This window comes from uncultured Paenibacillus sp. (genome assembly GCF_963515335.1).
Lineage (GTDB): Bacteria > Bacillota > Bacilli > Paenibacillales > Paenibacillaceae > Paenibacillus_I.
Genome location: NZ_CAUPYC010000076.1, coordinates 1 through 18,458, shown reverse-complemented (window position 1 = coordinate 18,458; position 18,458 = coordinate 1). Strand labels below are relative to the sequence as shown.

Sequence of the window (18,458 nt, the reverse complement as noted above, 5' to 3'; positions counted from 1 at the left end):
ACCGCGTGCCGCTAATGCGCCGCTAAAGCGGCGATAACCTTCGGTAGCGGCACCGCATGCCGCTAACCGGTTGTGAGAGCGCGATGACGAGGATTAACGGGAAGCTAGCGGCACCGCGTGCCGCTAATGCGCCGCTAAAGCGGCGATAACCTTTGGTAGCGGCACCGTATGCCGCTAACCGGTTGTGAGAGCGCGATGGAGAATTTGGGGCTAACAGGAGACGTCGTGCGGTTTAGTGGAACGGAAAGCGGTAGAGTCTACGCTTTACCGGCTGCTCTCCATCGCCCATGCGACGACCGCGGCCACACCGTCCGTCGTGCGGGACGCTTTCGCGCGCACATCGGGGTGGGCGCCTTCCATGGCGAAGCTGTGCCTGATCGCCGCAAACATGGACAGATCGTTGAACGAATCGCCCACGCATACCGCCTCGTCGGCGCCCAGGCCCAAATGCTTGAGCAGCGCCTCCGCGCCCGTGCCTTTCGATACGCCGCGCGGCATCACATCCATGCAGTCGATGTCCGAAATATAAGCGTCGATGCTGTCGCCGTACGCCTCCATCAGCCGCTCCCTGAAGCTTCGCAGCGCATCGAGGCCGCCGAAGAACGACATTTTGCCGCTGACGATATCGCGCCCGAGCCGCTCGCGCGCATCCGGGACGAGCCGCATCGGCGCCATCAGCCGGCCGGCGATCCGCTCGGCATGCCCGCTCATCCGCTCTACAAAATAGTAATCGGGCGCGCAAAGCAGCGTCAGGAACGGCGTGCCCTCGCCCGCTTCCATAAGCGCGCGCTGGAGCCCGGGGTCGAACGCCTCCTGCAGGATCATGCTTCCGTCGGTGGTATGCACGAATGCGCCGTTCTGGGAGATGGCATGCGTCCGCTTGCCGAGCTCTTCCATGACCGATCGGATTTCCGGGTACATGCGGCCGGAAGCGAAGGCGAGCTCCAGTCCGCTCTCCATCGCCATTTTCAGCGCGTTCAAATCCTCATCCTTCATCGTGGCATGGTTATGAATCAACGTTCCGTCCAGGTCGCTTATCAACAATTTGATCATCCGCAGAAACTCCTTTTCCCGGTGCGATGCTGCCCCGGTTCACCTGCCGGTGAGCCGGCATGTAAGTAATCATAAGTTTTGACGGCGCCGTTTTCAACCTGTTTTCGACAAATCCCGTTGCCAAGCGCGCGAATTTCATGGACAATGATTTTAACAAACGCTTACATGGCGATAATGGGGATTTCGGGAGGACGACAGATGTATAAGGTGCTGCTTGTGGATGATGAGGCGGATGTGCGGGAAGGGCTTTTGGATGAAATCGATTGGGGCGCAGCGGGCTTCACCGTCGCCGGCACCGCCGAGAACGGCAAGGAAGCGATGGAGCTGGCCGACCGCCTGCAGCCGGACGTCGTCATAACCGACATCAGCATGCCGTTCACGGACGGGCTGAAGCTGGCCGAATGGCTGCGGGGCGCGCATCCGCTCGTGAAGATCGTGCTCTTGACCGGCTACGACGAATTCGATTACGCGCAGCGGGCGATCCGGCTCGGCGTCGACGAATATTTATTGAAGCCGTTCTCCGCGGACAATCTGACCCGGATGCTTGCCAAAATACGGAGCAAGATCGAGGCCGAGGTTGCGGAGCGCGAGGACGTCAGGCAGCTGAAGGAGCATTACCGGACGAGTCTGCCCCTGCTGCGGGCGACGTTCCTGGCGTCGCTGCTGACCCGCAAGCTGTCACGCCCCGCGATCGAGGAAAAAGCGAAAAATTACGGCCTGCGGCTTGCGGGGAGCGGCTATGCCGTCGCCGTCATCTCGCTGCACCAGCAGGGAGAAGGCGATGAGACGGCGTCCGAGCATTCGCTCCGCAGCTCGGGCGATCTCGACCTCAAGCTGTACGCCGTGCTCAACGTCGCCGCCGAAATATGGGAGCAGCAAAATCTCGGCAGCGCTTTTATCCATCAGGACAATATCGTATTGATGACCGTATTCGCCGAGTCCGGCGCGAGCGGCTGGACCCGGCGGGCGCAGGATGCGCTGGATACGGTGCTGCGCAGCATCGATCACTATTTGAAGCTGCCCGTGACGATCGGCGCCGGCTCGGTCGTGCCCGAGCTGTCGGATGTGAAATATTCGTTCGAGGACGCCATGCTCGCGCTCGATTACCGTCTCGTGCCGGGAACGGAGCGGCTTATCTACATTCACGACGTGGAACGCCGTCCCGCGGAGAAGCTCCGTTTCGACGAGCTCAAGGAGCAGGCGCTGATCCGCTGCCTGAAGGTGGGCACCGCGGAGGAGCTGCGCGAGGCCGTGGACGCCATTTTCGACGAGCTTGCCGGAACGGTCTGCGCCTACGGCGACATCCAGGTTTACCTGCTGGAGGTCGTGACGGCCGTGCTGAAAACGGCGAAGGACGCCGACGTCGACCTGGACGAGCTGTTCGGGGCGGGCTTCCAGCTGTATGCCGAAATATTCAAGTTTGCCGGCTTGCCGGAGGCGCAGCGCTGGTTCAACGAGCTTTGCCTGCGCATCCTCCAGCATATTGCGAGCCGCCGCCAGCACACGTATAAGGATATCGTCGAGAAGGCGATCGCTTACACGAAGGAGCATTACAACGATCCGGACATTTCGATCCAGCGCCTCTGTTCGCATTTGCATATCAGCACGGGTTATTTCAGCGGCCTTTTCAAAAAGGAAGTAAAGATGACCTTCGTTCACTTCGTGATGCACATCCGCATGGAGACGGCCAAGGAGCTGCTGCGCACGACGGAGCTTAAAGCGTTTGAAATCGCGGAGCGGGTCGGCTTCGCGGATCCGAACTATTTCAGCTTTTGCTTCAAGAAGCAGGTCGGCGTCTCGCCGAAGGATTACCGCGGCCGGGCGATAGCGGCGGCCGAAGGAGAGCGGGGCGGATGAATACGCTGGCCAGAAAGCTTCGCATGAATACGATCCGGTCGATCATGACCTGGTCGTTCTCCGTGCTGATCCTCCTCATGCTGTCGATCGTCGCCGTGCTGCTGTACGATAAATTTTCGGAAACGGCCGAACGCAGCGCTTATTTGAACACGCAGCAGATCGTCGACCAGGTCGGCTACAATCTGGAGGATTACGTAGCCGGCATGGCGCGGCTGTACCGATCGATCGAGCAAAACATGCTGGTCGACGGCCAATGGGAGGACGAGCAGGTGACCAAGCAGCTCGATACGATCATCAGCAGCCGCGACGATATCGTCTCGATCGCGCTGTTCGACGAGCAGGGAAACCTGCTGCGCAACCGTCCTTCGGTCCAGGTCCGCGACAGCGCCCGCGTGACGCAGCAGAGCTGGTTCCATGCCGCGCTGCGCGTGCCGAACCATCTGGGCTTCTCGCTGCCGCATATCCAGAACCTGTACCCCGGCACATACAAGTGGGTGGTATCCATGAGCAAAGGCGTGACGGTGGTCCGGAACGGCAAGCCGATGAATGTGATTCTGCTCGTCGACATCAACTTCAAGGCGATCGACGAGCTGAGCAGCCGGATCAGCCTCGGCAAGCGGGGCTACGTCTATATCATCGACGAGGGCGCGGGCAATATCGTGTACCATCCCCAGCAGCAGCTCATTTATATGGGGCTCAAAAACGAGAGCGTGGAGCGCGCGCTGAAATCGTCGGACAGCTACGTGGACGAGTCGGCCGGCGTGAAGCGGCTGATTACGGTCAAGTCGGTGGCCAACATCGGCTGGAAGGTCGTCGGCGTATCGTATCTGGATGAGATGATGACGACCCGCGAGGAAGTGAACCGTTATATGATTCGCGTGCTGGCGGTCGTGCTTGTGCTGGTCATCATGTTCTCCATGCTCCTCGCTTCGACGCTGACCCGGCCGATCCGGCTGATGGAGCGGACGATGAAAGCGGTGGAAAAAGGCGATTTCGACGTGGAGCTCCAGGTGCAGGGCCCTCTGGAGGTGGAGCGCCTCTCCAGCCGGTTTAACCTGATGGTCAACAAAATCAGGCAGCTGATGCGGCAGATCATCGTCGAGCAGGAGTCGAAGCGCAAATACGAGCTGGAGGCGCTGCAGGCGCAGATCAACCCGCATTTTCTGTACAATACGCTGAATTCGGTCGTCCGGATGGTCGGCATGAGCAAGAACGAGGAGGTCATCACGATGATCACCTCGCTGTCGAGGTTGTTCCGGATCAGCCTGAGCAAAGGGAAAACGGTTATTACGGCGGCCGAGGAGCTGGAGCACGCGCGCCATTATTTGACGATCCAGCAGATGCGGTTCAAAAACAAATTCGCATTCGCCATCGAAGCGGATGAGGAGGCGTTGTCCTGTATGACCTTGAAGCTGGTGCTTCAGCCGCTGATCGAGAATGCGATCGTGCACGGCATCGAATACATGGTCGACGAGGGTTTTATCCGGATTCGGGCTTCGGCAGCCGGCGGCGCGCTTGAGTTCGAGGTTGCGGACAACGGGGTCGGCATGTCGCCGGAGACGCTGGCCAGGCTGCTGTCCGGAGAAGTGATCGACAAGAGCGGCGCCGGCTCGGGCGTGGCCGTCCGCAACGTGCACGACCGGATCCGGCTGTATTACGGCATTCAATACGGCTTGTCCTATGAGAGCGCGCTGGAGGAAGGGACGACGGTTCGGGTCCGGATACCGGTTGTCAGAGAAGTGAGGGAGGGGGCGGGCGCGGATGAGTAGGTGGTGGACAAAGGGGGCGCCGCATCCGGGCAAGCGCCTGCGCGCACGCGAGCGGAAGCTGTCGGCGCCCCGGCTGCTTGCGCCGCTTGCGCCGCTTGCGCCGCTTGCGCCGTTTGCACTGCTTGCGCTTGGCTTCGCCGCCTCCTGCGGCTCGTCCGTCATCGGCGAGGAGCCGGCGCCGGCCAAACGGATCGCGCTGATCGCGCCGGTGCATGCCGGCGAGCTCGGCGATGCGATGCGTCTCGGCGCCGAAGCCGCGGCGAAGGAGTTCGGCGTCGAGCTGGCGTATGCCGCATTCGAGCCGGAGGAAGGGGCCGTCATCCAGCGGGCGACGGCGCTTCAAACGTTGAAGGACGGCGTGTCCGCCCTTCTGATCGATCCGGCGGACGGTGAAGTGCTGCGCGCCGTTGCCGACCGGGCGTCGAGAAGCGGCGTTCCGGTACTGGCGCTGAACGATGAACGCACGGACAAGGGCGTGTTGGCTTCGATCGCCGTCGACAACGAAGAGGCTGGGCGCAAGGCCGGAGAAGCGATGGCAAAGCTGCTCGGCGGAGACGGCGCCGTCGCGGTTCTCGGGCCTGCCAGGAACGATCCCGATGTGGCCAGGCGGGAAGCGGGCGTCGTCGCGGCGCTTTCGGATTACCCCGATATCCGTATAGCGCGGAAGGCGGCATGCGGCGACTCGCTGTCGCCATGCCGGCAAGCCGTCCGGCAGCTGCTGGACGGCGGTGCGATTGACGGGATATTCGCTTTGGACGCGCCAACCTCGATCGCCGCGGCCGAAGAGTCGGCCGTTCCCGGAAGGCGGGGCGGTCTGAAGATCGTGACGTTCGGGGGCGAGCTCGCCCAGCTGGAACTGCTCCAGGACGGCATCATCCACACCTCCGTCGTACAGAACGGCTTCAGTACCGGGTATCTCGGGGTCAAGCAGGCGGTGGCGCTGCTCGAGGGGCAGCGGATCGATCAATCGACAAGGATCGAAACGAAAGTCATCGACGCGGAAAATATGTTCTGGATGGACAACCAGAAGCTGCTTTTTCCGTTCGTACAGTAACCGGAATATTCGGATTTAACGGGGTATCGGACGACCGGCAAATAATTAATGAGAATTTTTATATTTCTAATGAGAATATTGAATTCGCATTGCGCTTCCCGCCCCTCATAATGACAGTAGACGGTGAAACGCTTACCTGCGCGGCCGGCCGGCAGGCAGGACGGGGTCGGGAGCAGAAGGCACCGTAAAACCAGAACGGATCGGGGAGGTCTTTTTACAATGAAAAAATGGATGTTCATCGCTCTCGCAGGCGCCATGCTTACGCTCGCAGCCTGCGGCGGCGGAAACAACGGGGGCAGCGAACCGGCGAATAACGGCGGCGGCAATCAGGCTGCGAACAGCGGAAACGGCGGCGACGGCGGCGGAGCGGCGGCAGGCGAAACGCCGAAAATCGGCGTCGCGATCTATAAGTTCGACGACACGTTCATGACCGGCGTCCGCAACGCGATGACCGCCGCTGCGGAAGGCAAAGCCGAACTGGACATCGTAGACAGCCAGAACGCCCAGCCTACGCAGAACGAGAAGGTCGACCTGTTCATCTCCAAGAAATACAAAGCGATGGCCATCAACCCGGTCGACCGCACGGCGGCAGGCGTGATCATCGACAAGGCCAAAGCGGCCGATATCCCGGTTGTGTTCCTGAACCGAGAGCCGATCGCCGAAGACATGAACAAGTGGGACAAAGTTTACTACGTAGGCGCGAAAGCCGAAGAGTCCGGCACGATCTCGGGCCAAATCATCGCCGATTACTGGAAAGCGAATCCGAAGGCCGACAAGAACGGCGACGGCGTTCTGCAATACGTCATGCTGAAAGGCGAGCCGGGCCACCAGGACGCCGAGCTGCGCACGAAGTTCTCTGTGCAGGCGATCCAGGACGCAGGCATCAAGGTCGAAGCGCTGGCGGAAGACACCGCGATGTGGGACCGCGTTAAAGGCCAGGAGAAAATGCAGACGTTCCTCGCGTCGAACGGCGACAAGATCGAAGCGGTGCTCGCGAACAACGACGACATGGGTCTCGGCGCAATCGAAGCATTGAAAGCTGCAGGCTACTTCACGGGAGACAAGTATATGCCGGTCGTCAGTGTCGACGCTACGGCTCCCGCCGTCCAGGCGCTGCAGGAAGGCACGCTGCTTGGCACGGTGCTGAACGACGCGAAGAACCAGGGCGCGGCTACGGTTGCATTGGCGGCGGCGCTGGCAAAAGGCGAAACGCCGACCAAAGAAAATACGGGCTACGACATTACGGACGGCAAATACGTCTGGATCGCCTACAAGAAAATCACGAAAGACAACATTGCCGACGCACAGTAAAACGGATTCGATACAGGCGAGGGGCAGCGGCTTTCATGGCGTTGCCCCTCGATTCACATTACAGACCCGGCTTAGGGGGCATTGGAGATGGCGGAACAATACTTGCTGGAGATGCGGGGAATCTCGAAAGCTTTTCCCGGCGTCCAGGCGCTCAGCAACGTCACGTTAAAGGTAAGGCCCGGCACCGTGCATGCGCTTATGGGCGAGAACGGCGCCGGCAAATCGACGCTTATGAAGTGCCTGTTCGGCATTTACAAGCCGGACGAAGGCGAAATTATTCTGGACGGCGGCAAAGTCGAGATCAACAACTCGCACGATGCGCTGAAGAGCGGCGTCTCCATGATTCATCAGGAGCTGCATCCCGTTCCGCACCGCGATGTGATGGAAAATATTTGGCTCGGGCGCCTGCCGATGAAAGGCATCGGGCCGTTAAAATTTGTGGACCACAAAAAGATGTATCGGGATACGGTCGAGCTGCTCGCCGATCTGGAGCTGGATGTCGATCCGAGGGCGCGCACAGGGTCTTTGTCGGTTTCCAAAATCCAATCGCTTGAAATCGCCAAGGCGGTGTCCTTCAGCTCGAAAGTGATCGTCATGGACGAGCCGACTTCCTCGCTGACCGGCAATGAGGTCGAGCAGCTGTTCAAAATCATCAACCGGCTGCGCAGCCGCGGCGTCTCGATCATTTACATTTCGCACAAAATGGAAGAAATTTTGCGCATTTCGGATGACGTGACGATCATGCGCGATGGCAAATATATCGGCACATGGCCGGCGAGCGAGCTGACGACCGATCTGATCATCACCAGGATGGTCGGACGCGATTTGACCGAGCGTTATCCGGAAAGGACGAACGTGCCTGGCGCCGTCGTGCTGAGGGTGGAAGGCTTGTCGTCGCCGAACCCGAAGTCGTTCCAGAACGTATCGTTCGATCTGCGGCAAGGCGAAATACTCGGCGTCGGCGGTCTGGTCGGCGCGCAGCGGACCGAGCTGATCGAAGCGCTGTTCGGCTTGAGGGCGATTGCATCGGGCACGATATCGATCGCCGGCAAGCCGGTGCGGATCAAATCGCCGTCCGACGCGAAGAAGCACCGCATCGCGCTGCTGACCGAAGAGCGGCGGGCGACCGGTATTTTCCCGGTGCTGTCGGTGTACGAGAATACGATTATCGCCAACCTGGGCCGGTTCAAATGGATTCCGGGTCTGCTCGACGAGAAGAAGGGGCGTTACGTGGCGAAGGAGCATGTCGAGAAGCTGCGGACGAAGACGCCCACCGTCAATACGCAGATCCGCTATCTGTCGGGCGGCAATCAGCAGAAGGTGCTGCTCGCGCGCTGGCTGCTGACCGATCCGGACATTCTGCTGCTTGACGAACCGACGCGCGGCATCGACGTCGGGGCCAAATTCGAGATTTACTCGATCATTACCCAGCTCGCCAAGCAGGGCAAGAGCATTATCATGATTTCCTCGGAAATGCCCGAGCTGCTCGGCATGTCGGACCGCATCATGGTCATGAGCGAGGGACGGATGACCGGCATCGTGGAAGGCAAACGCGCGACCGAGCAGGAAATCATGCGACTGGCCGCGCAGCAGCGCATGGCATAATCATGGGGGGATTACGATGAACGCACCTGCAATTACGAGAGTAAGGGAATATTTAAGTGAAAGGGCCATTTTCGTCGTGTTGGTCGTGCTGGTCATCGGCATTGCGGTCGCCGATCCGAATTTCCTTGCATTCAGCACGCTCCGCGATATTTTACAGCAATCGTCCACGCGCGCGATCATCGCGCTTGGCGCCGCCTTCATTCTGATTACCGGCGGCGTCGACCTGTCCGCCGGACGCGTCGTCGGCTTGACCGCCGTCATCTCGGCATCCATGCTCCAGATTGAGGAGTATGGAGCCCGCTTTTTCCCGGATCTGCCGCAGTTGTGGGTCGGCCTGCCGATCCTGCTCGGCATCGCGGCGGGCCTGATCGTCGGTCTGGTGAACGGTTTGGTGATCGCGTGGTTCCACGTTCCGCCGTTCATTGCGACGCTCGGCACGATGGTTGCCGTCTACGGCTTGAACTCGCTCTACTTCGACATGGAGCCGAACCAATCGCAGCCGATCGGCGGCCTGCGCCCCGACTTTACGAAGATCGGCAGCGGTTACATCGATTTGGGAGGCGGCTATTCGATCCCGTACATCGTCCTTGTCGCGATATTCGTCGCGGCGATCTGCTGGGTCGTCTTCAACAAGACCAGGCTCGGCAAAAATATGTACGCCATCGGCGGCAACGTTCAAGCGGCTCATGTCTCCGGCATAAACGTAGCCAAGAACCTCGTCTGGATCTACTCCATCGCGGGCGCCCTTTACGGGCTGGCCGGCGTGCTGGAAGCGGCGCGCACCGGCGGCGCGACGAACAACTACGGCAACATGTACGAGCTTGACGCGATTGCGGCCTGCGTCGTCGGGGGCGTATCGACGGCCGGCGGCATCGGCAAAGTGGGCGGCGTGATGGCGGGCGTGCTGATCTTCGGCGTCATCAACTACGGCCTGACCTACATCGGCGTCAGCCCGTACTGGCAGCTCATCATCAAAGGTCTCATCATTGTCGCGGCCGTCGCGTTCGACATGCGCAGGCAGTTGGCGAGAAAGTAACTGCATATAAGGAAGAAACAGAATAGAATAGGAAAGACTGGTCCATCAGCGGAATATCCCGCTGATGGACCAGCTTATTTCTATTGAAGGATTTGACGACAAGTACTTCTAGGTAGTGCAGCTGCTCTCTTCATTATTGGCAGCTTGAAACCGATATAATACTTATCATATTCTCCAAAAAATTTCGGAAAAAGAAGGAGATTCAACTCCGAATGTCGAAAGCTATATTCAATTTTATAAAATTGAATATAGCTTGTACTATAGGGGATCAGACGAGCCATCTATAGTACTTTTTTATGATCTCTGAAGGATAAGGTGAGTGAATGTCGGAATCGACTATGTACAACCTGCTCCTTCATCACGGCACCAATGACGTGTTTTCGCGTAAAATATTAGAAACCGGTTTTGAGGTGCAGCCCGTCACCAGAGACGATCACTGGTTAGGGCCTGGAATATATTTTTTCCGAGAGGACATCGAGCAGGCATTAAGTTGGGCTATATGGCGATATAGGTATGACAGGTACACTTCTGAATACCACGTTATTGAGACTGTAGTACAGGTTCCCGAGGAAAATTTTTTGAACTTGGATAGCCGATCTGGATTAAATCGGCTGGAGGAATTCTACAACTCGATTGTTCAACAAGTTGAACAATCGGGAGTGCGGTTTTCAGATCTACAGAATGATAAGTTGCGTCACTTTGTCATGAAACTGTTACCTCCGAATATCAGTGTAATTAAAAGGACTTTCACCGGGACCTCGCGATTCGATCGACACGATGCTTTTGTAAGGATGGAATTGGCTTTAAACGGGGTACAGGTATGCGTCAGGAATAATGAGGCAATAACTGGGGATATTAAGCTCGTTCGTAGTAAAGTTAAGAACGCCGTATAGTTTGCAAGATAATTCATCGGTTTGGCATTTGTTTATTAATTAATGAGGTGAGGTACATGATGCAAGTTAGTCTGCAAGACATTATAAAAGCTGCACAAGAACTGGATATCACATTTGAATTAAATAGTGACCAACCCGGGTTTTACCTGAAGGGAGCAGACGGGTGCGAAAAAAAAGCTTTATTCGAAGATCTTTTCACGTCTGCGGTTGACATCGATAAGACGATCTCTAAGGCTATGAACATTATTCAATCAACGCCAATTAAGCTTAAGGTGGAACAGAAGTACAGCAATTTTTCTTTGTTGGGCGGGGTGGCATAGTTGCTGGCTTCAATTCAGTTTGAGAGATACTATTTTTCAAGAATAGATTTTAAATATACACCGGACTCAGAGTCGGTCGAGAATAAAGGATTGGAATTTGGGCATGAAGTACGCTACCTAGACTCCGACGAGATTGAAGTTATTGTAAATTGTACCATGACTGATGAGTCGGGGCTTTTGTTACAAGTGACCATGCATGGATTTTTCAAACTTGAAAAAGACGAAGAGTCTGATCCAGAAGAAGTTGCTCTTTTATGCGAAAAAAATACATTAGCTATTATGTTCCCTTATTTGAGGAGTGCGGTTTCTGACATATCGCTAAAAGCGAATACTTCCCCTATTATTTTACCAACAGTTAACATCGTTTCTCTTTTGGAGAATAGTAAAAAAATAATTGCGGAGACCGAGGATTCTAAGGTGAAAGATAAGTAGACTGTAACGCCGACTTAAGAGTCGGTCTTTTTTTATTTCGAGAGCTACATATATATATGGTAACTGGTTCTGACGGCGTTCTATGCTGATAAAACGGACTTGAGGAACGAATGCCGCCGTCGCTGCGGGGCTGTCCCATAAGCGGTGCGATCCGCGTTGGGACAGCCCCTTTTTCCGCTGAGCCGTATCCTCCGGTTCGGCCGTCAGTGCCAAGGGTCTTTCGGCTTCGGAGGCGCTTTGTGCTTCTTTACCAACTTCGGCAAATGCCGCATGCTTCGTCCCATCACGCCTCCGCATATCGGGCAGCCCGGAGAATCGGAGTCCGCCAATTCCTGGCGAACCCATGCCTTGCAAGCCTTATCCTTGCAGCGCCATATCGCAACCGGATGCAGCTCGGGCTTGTCCGGATCGGGTCCTTGCGTTTCCACATCGACCACCTCGCGCCACCTCCCGGCTTTAAGATGACCCTAATCCGTCCCCCGCATGCGCCGGCAAGCTGCCTATCTTACCCAACCTATGTTGAATGAACCCGGCCGCGGGCGGGTAAACAGGGAATGTATGTTCCAATCCGATCCGGTCCGGAGGTGCCCCCCTGTGTTGCCGCAAACCCGATTGATCCAAGGCTGTGTGTCCGTCATCTGCGTGCTGCTGATCATCTACCTGGCCACGAAGGTCAGCTTCCTGCTCGCGCCGCTGGTGTCGCTTTTCAAGCTGCTGATCGTGCCTCTTATGCTGTCCGTTTTTTTCTATTACTTGCTCCGGCCCGTCGTCGTGATGCTGGGACGCCAGGGGATGAAGCCCGGCCTGGCCGTTCCGCTTATTTATGTCGCCATCGCAGGCTTGCTCACGCTCTTCGTGCTGTGGGTGTGGCCGCCGCTTCGCGAGCAGCTTGTTTTGTTCGTCAATAATGCGCCTGAACTGGTCGAGAACGTCATGAAGCAGGCGGACCGGCTTCGGCGAAACGATGTCGTGGGCAGTATGCTGCCGGGGGAAAGCGAGCTGTGGGCGCGGGCGACGGAATATTTGAACCGGTTCCTGAACTCGGCTTCCGACTATCTCTCGGGATTTTTCGGCTTCGTGTCGGACTTCGTCGTCGTACTGGCCATCGTACCGGTCATTCTTTTCTACATGCTGAAAGAGGGCGGCAAAATCGGCGACAAGCTGCTGGCCGTCATCCCCAGGCGCTACCGCATGGAAGGCAGGGAGACGCTCGCCGAAATCGACGACGCCCTCGGCAGCTTCATTCTGACCCGCGTGCTGATCAATCTGATTCTCGGCGCGATGATGTATGCGGGGTTCCTTATGATCGGCTTGCCGTACTCGCTGCTCTTGACCTTCGTGTCGATCGTGCTCAATTTCATCCCGTATTTCGGTGCGCTGCTCGGCGCGATCCCCGTCGTGATCGTTGCTTATATCGAGTCGCCGACGATGGCGCTCTGGTCGATCGTCATCATCGTCATCGCCCAGCAAATCCAGGACAATTTCCTGTCCCCGCTCGTATACGGCCGGCGGCTCGAAATTCATCCGGTGACGATCATCGTGCTGCTGCTGCTCGGCGGCGATTTGGCCGGCATTATGGGGATGCTGCTCGTCATTCCGTTTTATTTGATCGTGAAAATCGTCTTCATTCGCCTGTACCGGTTGTTCTGGCAAGAAAAAGTGGAGGATTTGGTGGATTGATTTCGACGGATGTTTCATCACGCCTTCCCGTGGGTAATAATGAGCGGCGGCTCCGCCGTCCCGGCATAGTCCGATCGAGTTCCCGGTTAACGAGTAAGCTTTGTTTGCGGATGACGGGCGTCATCCAAAGGAGGTGCTGAGCGTGAACGGCGATGTGAGACGCAAAGCCAAGGCGAAGGACAAGCCAGCGACTGCCGGCGGCGGCAGGCGCAGGCGGCTTATGCGTTCGCTGAGGCGTATGTTAAGGCAGGCGCATCCGGCCTTCTTCTCGTACTGACACCCGGCACAATCTTTATAAGCCGACCGGCGGTTTTCATCCGCCGGTTTTTTGTGCTGTCAGCCTGCACGGAGGCTGCAAATTTTTTATCTGGCTTTAAGGTATAACGATGGTTTTTTTGTTACATTTGCGTAAGAGATTGTCTCTACTATACTTCAACCTTGAAAGGGAGTTTGTAAACGCAATGACGGAAAAAGATAAACTCGAATCCGAAGAGCAGCTTAAAGGCAATCAGGAGAAATCGGCACATACGCCGGAAGAACCGGAAAACGGCGGATACTCCGCAGAGCCGCAACGGGATGCCGAGCGGGATGAGGCCGAACGGGACGAGGCGGAGGAACAAGAGAACGATCAACCGTCGCTTGCCGCGGATCCGGCTGTTGCCCCGAACAAGGGCGGCAAACGCTACGGTGTCGTATGGCCTTTTATTTCAGCCGCACTGGCGGCGGCTTTGGTCATTGTGCTGATTAATCCTCCATTGCAGGGCCGCAGTGAAGCCGTCGCTACCGTTAATGGAGAGCAGATTGAAAAGGACAAGCTTTACGATGCGCTTGTTGAAGCGGGAGGGCAGCAAACCCTGGACACCTTGATCGTCGACACGCTGATTAATCAAGAATTGAAGAAAGCCGGGATCGAGATTACAGACGCGGATTCCAATCAGGAATTGGAGCTGATCAAAAAGAACTTCCCATCGGAAGAAGAATTCAATGCAGCCCTTCAGCAAAGCGGCATGAGCCTGGAAGAGGTGAAGGAACAGCTGAAGGAGCAAGTCAAGATCCGCAAATTGCTTGAGCCCAAAGTAACGGTTACCGATGAAGAGGTTAAGAATTTCTTTGATGAAAATAAAGCGTCCTTCGATTCCCCTGAGCAGGTACGCGCATCCCAGATCCTTGTCGCCACGAAGGAAGAGGCGGAGACGGTCCGGAAGCAGTTGAACGAAGGCGCCGATTTCGCCCAGCTGGCCCAGGAAAAATCGCTTGACCCGCAGTCGAAGGATTCAGGCGGGGATTTGAACTTCTTCGCGAAAGGGCAGATGGAGAAGCCGCTTGAGGATGCCGCGTTTTTTCAAAAGAAGGATGAGCTGGGAATTGTCCAAACCAGCCAAGGCTTCCACGTTCTGAAAGTCACGGACCGCAAAGACGCCGTTATCGCGAAGTTTGAGGATAAAAAGGCGGACATTCGCCAGCAATTGGTGATGCAGAAAGTTTCAGAAATGTCCTCTTCCTGGATAGCCGATCTGAAAGCAAACGCAAAGATTGAAAACAGCCTGCTGCAAGAGCCGGCGGATGCCGCCGCCCCGGCAACGACGGCTGACGGCGCAACGGAATAGGTTGATTTGTGCGCGAACGCCGCTCCCCGATCGTCAGGGAGCGGTTTTTTTAGTCGCTTTGCAAAGTCGGGCGAAAATTTTCGAGTCAAACTTTCGAGCTTTACCGCATACAATAAGTTGCTCAAGGGAAACTTTTGTGGTTAAATGAAAGTGAGGTGGTGAAGAGAAATGAGGGAACTATCCGGACAATCCGAACTGGCTTCTACCCCAAAAGCACATCCGTTCCGATGGAGCAGGAAAGGCGCGCTGCGCAAAGCTGTCCCGTTTATGGGCCCGGCTTTTCTCGTAAGCGTCGGCTACATCGATCCCGGTAATTGGGCGACGAATATTGAGGGTGGAGCCACCTTTGGATATACGCTTCTGTGGGTACTGCTGTTAAGCAACCTGATGGCTATTCTGCTTCAAATACTGGCGGCAAAGCTCGGAGTTGCGACCGGCAAGTCGCTGGCGGAAAACTGCAGAGAGCATTTTCGCAAACCGGTTGCTTTCTTCTTGTGGATTACGGCCGAACTTGCGGCTATGGCGACGGATTTGGCGGAATTTTTGGGAGCGGCATTGGGCATTTATATTTTGTTCGGGATTCCCATGTTCCCGGCGGCATTGATCGGCGGCGCGATTACATTCGGCATTTTGCTGCTTCACCGGTACGGTTATCGCGTTGTGGAAATCGTCATTTTCAGCTTTGTCGCGATTGTCGCTCTCGTGTATGTATTTGAAATTTTCCTTGCAAAACCGGATTGGCTGCAAATCGGCTACAGCGTCTTTGTGCCGAGGCTCGATTCCTCCAGTCTGTTTGTCGCGATCGGCATGCTTGGCGCAACCGTAATGCCTCATAATATTTATCTGCACTCCGCCATCGTGCAACACCGGTTGAGACCGGGAGACCCTGAACACAACCATCGCGTATATAAATACTCGATCGTTGACTCGACGGCCGCTTTAAACATAGCATGGTTTATCAACTCATCCATGATCATTATGGCCGCTTCGGTTTTCTTTGCGAACGGCTACGGCGTGGAGTCCATCGAAGAAGCTTACGCGACGCTCACTCCGCTGCTTGGGGGATTTGCCAGCCTGGCGTTTGCCATAGCTTTGCTTTCCTCCGGTTTGTCTTCCTCCGTTACAGGCACTATGGCGGGGCAGTACATTCTGGAAGGCTTTTTGAAGGTCAGAATAGCGTTGTGGATCAGACGTCTCGTCACCATGGTTCCTGCGCTCATCATAATCGGTATGGGTATCGACGCGCTTAAGGCATTGATTATAAGTCAGGTCGTCTTAAGCATGCAGCTTCCTTTTACCATCATTCCTCTCATTCTGTTTACGAAAAACAAAAAGCTGATGGGCCGCTACGCAAACAAACCGATAACGAACGTATTGGTCGTAACGGTTGCCGTTATCATCATCTCGTTGAACGTGCTGCTGCTGTACCAAGCCTTCGGCGGGGAGTTTTAGGATTTCTAGAAAACGATTACGCTTCATGTATGTTATAATGGTTGAAGGACAGGATGAGGCGGGTGAAATCGTGGAAAAAATGATGCATGAAACCGCCTGCGAAGACAGCTGCGCGGGTTCCGAAGCAGATATCCGGACAGTGAAAAGCCGGTTAGTGACCGAATCCACTGCTGCAGATTTGGCGGATTTGTTTAAAGCCTTGGGTGATCCGACCCGCGTCAAGATCATACACGCTCTTCATCAATGCGAACTGTGCGTACACGACTTGACCGTTGTGTTGGATATGGGACAGTCGGCGGTTTCTCATCAATTGCGCTTTCTGCGCAATCTGCGAATCGTGAAGCGCAGAAAAGCAGGCAAAACGGTTTATTATTCGCTGGATGACGATCATGTGGCTCAAATCTTTATTCTCACGCTGGAGCACTTGAGGCATAAATGACACGGCGAGTACAAAAAAGCATGCACAGAATGTCCTTGTGCATGCTTTTTTTTGCCGGCGTTTACCGTAAATTATTATCGGCAATCCTAATATAGGCGCCGGCCGGGGTTGACATAGGGCCGTCCGGTTCGTCAGAATGAAGAAAATACGCGGCTAACGTCACAGCTTATTAATCGCAGCCATCGCAAGTTCAGACAGGCGGGTGATGACGATGAAACGGAACGTACGGGCTCAGATACAGGACGCGCTCGTTTTTCAGAATGTGACGGAGACCGGGCTGACGCTGGATGATGTGCAGCAGAGGATTATGAACTTCATGACACAGGACCCGCAGGCGGCGTACCATTTCGTCGTCGGTACGGACAGCCAGGTATTTCGCGGATACACCAAGTTCGTCACGGGCATCATTATCCGCAGGCTCGGCAAAGGCGCATGGGCATGCTACCGGCAAGTCATCGTGCCCCGGGAGCTTCGGTCTCTCCGCGAGAAGCTGGCGATTGAAACGTCGCTTTCGCAGGAGATCGCCGGACGGTTCATGGAGACGACGATCGCCCGGATGGAGGATTTGTTGACCCCGCATGTGTACAAAGGGGCGTCATTGGAATTGTTCATCGACATCGACGCCGGAACCCATCCGGTCATAAACAAGACGTCGCTGTACGTGAAGGAAATGATCGAACGGGTGGAAGCGATGGGCATGTATGCGGCTCGCGTCAAGCCGGATTCCTATGCGGCTTCCGCCTATGCGAACCGGTTTACCAAACAAAGCGTCTAGACGGCTGTGCTTCAAGCGGACGAATGCGGTCCGCCGGGGGGACGGCTTTTTTGCATGCCTCAGATGCCCTCGTCTTCGTCTTCCGGTTCATGGCCGACGCCGTTCAGCAAATCGGTGCCGTGGAACACATCCTTCGGCGCAGCCGGGTCGATTGGGCTGTCCTCTGCAAGCGCGTCGGCGTCCGGCACGTCCGGAAATTCGGTCCCTGCGCCGTTCGCCGGTCCCGGCGCGGCTTCCGCGCCCGCGAGCACTTGGTCCGCCGGATACATCTCCTCCAGCCTTTCTTCCGCATCGGGAACCGGGTCGGCCATCGTGTCCCGGTTCGCGCGGAACATGCCGTAATCGGGATCAATGTCGCGCTCGGTAACCAGGGATTGATCGCGTTTATTATCGCTCATGCGGCGAGCCTCCTTTCGTCTATCCTGTATTCCTTACCCATTGCGAAAGCCGGTCGAATCCCGGTTAGTATCGGCCAGGTTCTCCAATTGTTATCCCGGAACTTTCCTGTGGCAATCGGGCGATTTCGGTTTAAGTATGTGTATACGGATACAACAGGGAGACACGTCTATGACGAAGAAAAGCCATCTGGCGGAAATCAATATCGTCCGCGCCATCGCCATCCTTGGCGTCATTATCGTGCATACGAGCTCGACCGCGCTCAATCGGGCGGCGGATCCGGCGGCATTGTTCGTTTACAATTTCGCCAACATCTTTTTCAAATACGGCACCCCTACCTTCATTCTGCTCAGCAGCTTCGTGCTGTTCTACAATTACTTCGGCAAGCCGTTTACCGGGGATCGCCTCAGAACGTTTTACCGTAACCGGATGCTGTACATCCTCATCCCTTATATTCTGTTCTCGGTGTTGTATTTCATGGTGCGTTCCTATCCCTACATGGCCGATTACGGCTACCCGCCTCTCGCCATCGGCACCGAGTTCATGAAACGGCTGCTCACCGGGCGTGCGAACGATCATCTTTATTTCGTGTTCATCAGCGTCCAATTTTATATCCTCTTCCCCTTATTGATCCGTGCGCTTGGGCGTTCCGCCTGGCTGAGAAACTGGGCGATTCCGCTCGGCTTCGCGGTGCAATGGGCGTTCGCCATTCTGAACACCCATTACTCAAATATTAAGCCCCAGGCTATGCCTGGGAGAACTGAACAGGAAGAGCCGTG

At 56.0% G+C, this 18,458-nt stretch carries 18 protein-coding genes; 15 read left to right on the top strand and 3 right to left on the bottom strand.

The features are described from left to right. Positions 1-264: 264 nt before the first annotated feature. Positions 265-1,053, bottom strand: a complete 789-nt coding sequence (locus RWM61_RS17745; RefSeq protein WP_314003271.1) for an HAD family hydrolase — start codon at positions 1,051-1,053, stop codon at positions 265-267. Positions 1,054-1,251: 198 nt separating this feature from the next. Here RWM61_RS17745 and RWM61_RS17740 point away from each other — a divergent pair, with 198 nt between their 5' ends. From RWM61_RS17740 to RWM61_RS17705, 8 genes are all read left to right on the top strand, one after another. Continuing rightward, complete coding sequence (locus RWM61_RS17740; protein ID WP_314003270.1) at positions 1,252-2,910, top strand: response regulator; 1,659 nt, start codon at positions 1,252-1,254, stop codon at positions 2,908-2,910. Next, positions 2,907-4,679, top strand: coding sequence for a histidine kinase (locus RWM61_RS17735; RefSeq protein ID WP_314003269.1), 1,773 nt, complete (start codon positions 2,907-2,909; stop codon positions 4,677-4,679). Before RWM61_RS17740 ends, RWM61_RS17735 begins: the two co-directional genes overlap by 4 nt. Further along, on the top strand, positions 4,672-5,733 hold the full coding sequence (locus tag RWM61_RS17730) for a substrate-binding domain-containing protein (RefSeq protein WP_314003268.1): 1,062 nt from the start codon (positions 4,672-4,674) through the stop codon (positions 5,731-5,733). Before RWM61_RS17735 ends, RWM61_RS17730 begins: the two co-directional genes overlap by 8 nt. Positions 5,734-5,952: 219 nt before the next feature. Continuing rightward, positions 5,953-7,044 (top strand): galactose ABC transporter substrate-binding protein, encoded by a 1,092-nt coding sequence (locus tag RWM61_RS17725; protein ID WP_314003267.1) that lies wholly within the window; start codon positions 5,953-5,955, stop codon positions 7,042-7,044. An 87-nt stretch (positions 7,045-7,131) separates the two neighbouring features. Continuing rightward, positions 7,132-8,649 carry a sugar ABC transporter ATP-binding protein gene (locus RWM61_RS17720; RefSeq protein ID WP_314003266.1) on the top strand — a complete coding sequence of 506 codons (1,518 nt, stop codon included), beginning with the start codon at positions 7,132-7,134 and terminating at the stop codon, positions 8,647-8,649. A 16-nt stretch (positions 8,650-8,665) separates the two neighbouring features. Beyond that, positions 8,666-9,685, top strand: a complete 1,020-nt coding sequence (mglC, locus tag RWM61_RS17715) for a galactose/methyl galactoside ABC transporter permease MglC (protein WP_314003265.1) — start codon at positions 8,666-8,668, stop codon at positions 9,683-9,685. 949 nt (positions 9,686-10,634) lie between these two features. Further along, entirely contained in the window at positions 10,635-10,898 is a 264-nt protein-coding gene (locus RWM61_RS17710) for a hypothetical protein (protein WP_314003264.1), read from the top strand. Then, positions 10,899-11,330 (top strand): protein-export chaperone SecB, encoded by a 432-nt coding sequence (locus tag RWM61_RS17705; protein ID WP_314003263.1) that lies wholly within the window; start codon positions 10,899-10,901, stop codon positions 11,328-11,330. A gap of 203 nt (positions 11,331-11,533) precedes the next feature. On the opposite strand, the gene RWM61_RS17700 is transcribed toward RWM61_RS17705, so the two are convergent. Next, positions 11,534-11,767 (bottom strand): cold-inducible protein YdjO-related protein, encoded by a 234-nt coding sequence (locus RWM61_RS17700; protein ID WP_314003262.1) that lies wholly within the window; start codon positions 11,765-11,767, stop codon positions 11,534-11,536. Between the two features lie 157 nt (positions 11,768-11,924). Here RWM61_RS17700 and RWM61_RS17695 point away from each other — a divergent pair, with 157 nt between their 5' ends. From RWM61_RS17695 to RWM61_RS17670, 6 genes are all read left to right on the top strand, one after another. Further along, complete coding sequence (locus tag RWM61_RS17695) at positions 11,925-13,010, top strand: AI-2E family transporter (RefSeq protein WP_314003261.1); 1,086 nt, start codon at positions 11,925-11,927, stop codon at positions 13,008-13,010. 142 nt (positions 13,011-13,152) lie between these two features. After that, positions 13,153-13,287, top strand: coding sequence for a hypothetical protein (locus tag RWM61_RS17690; RefSeq protein ID WP_314003249.1), 135 nt, complete (start codon positions 13,153-13,155; stop codon positions 13,285-13,287). Positions 13,288-13,471: 184 nt separating this feature from the next. Further along, on the top strand, positions 13,472-14,617 hold the full coding sequence (locus RWM61_RS17685; protein WP_314003247.1) for a peptidylprolyl isomerase: 1,146 nt from the start codon (positions 13,472-13,474) through the stop codon (positions 14,615-14,617). 168 nt (positions 14,618-14,785) lie between these two features. Next, positions 14,786-16,069 carry an Nramp family divalent metal transporter gene (locus tag RWM61_RS17680; protein WP_314003245.1) on the top strand — a complete coding sequence of 428 codons (1,284 nt, stop codon included), beginning with the start codon at positions 14,786-14,788 and terminating at the stop codon, positions 16,067-16,069. Positions 16,070-16,139: 70 nt separating this feature from the next. Next, positions 16,140-16,508, top strand: a complete 369-nt coding sequence (locus RWM61_RS17675) for a metalloregulator ArsR/SmtB family transcription factor (RefSeq protein ID WP_314003243.1) — start codon at positions 16,140-16,142, stop codon at positions 16,506-16,508. A gap of 211 nt (positions 16,509-16,719) precedes the next feature. Then, positions 16,720-17,283: a ribonuclease H-like YkuK family protein gene (locus RWM61_RS17670; RefSeq protein WP_314003241.1), complete on the top strand. Its 564-nt coding sequence runs from the start codon at positions 16,720-16,722 to the stop codon at positions 17,281-17,283. Positions 17,284-17,342: 59 nt separating this feature from the next. On the opposite strand, the gene RWM61_RS17665 is transcribed toward RWM61_RS17670, so the two are convergent. Next, entirely contained in the window at positions 17,343-17,681 is a 339-nt protein-coding gene (locus tag RWM61_RS17665; protein WP_314003238.1) for a hypothetical protein, read from the bottom strand. 169 nt (positions 17,682-17,850) lie between these two features. On the opposite strand from RWM61_RS17665, the gene RWM61_RS17660 reads away from it, so the two are divergent. Continuing rightward, a partial coding sequence (locus RWM61_RS17660; protein WP_314003236.1) for an acyltransferase occupies positions 17,851-18,458 on the top strand: 608 nt, incomplete at its 3' end.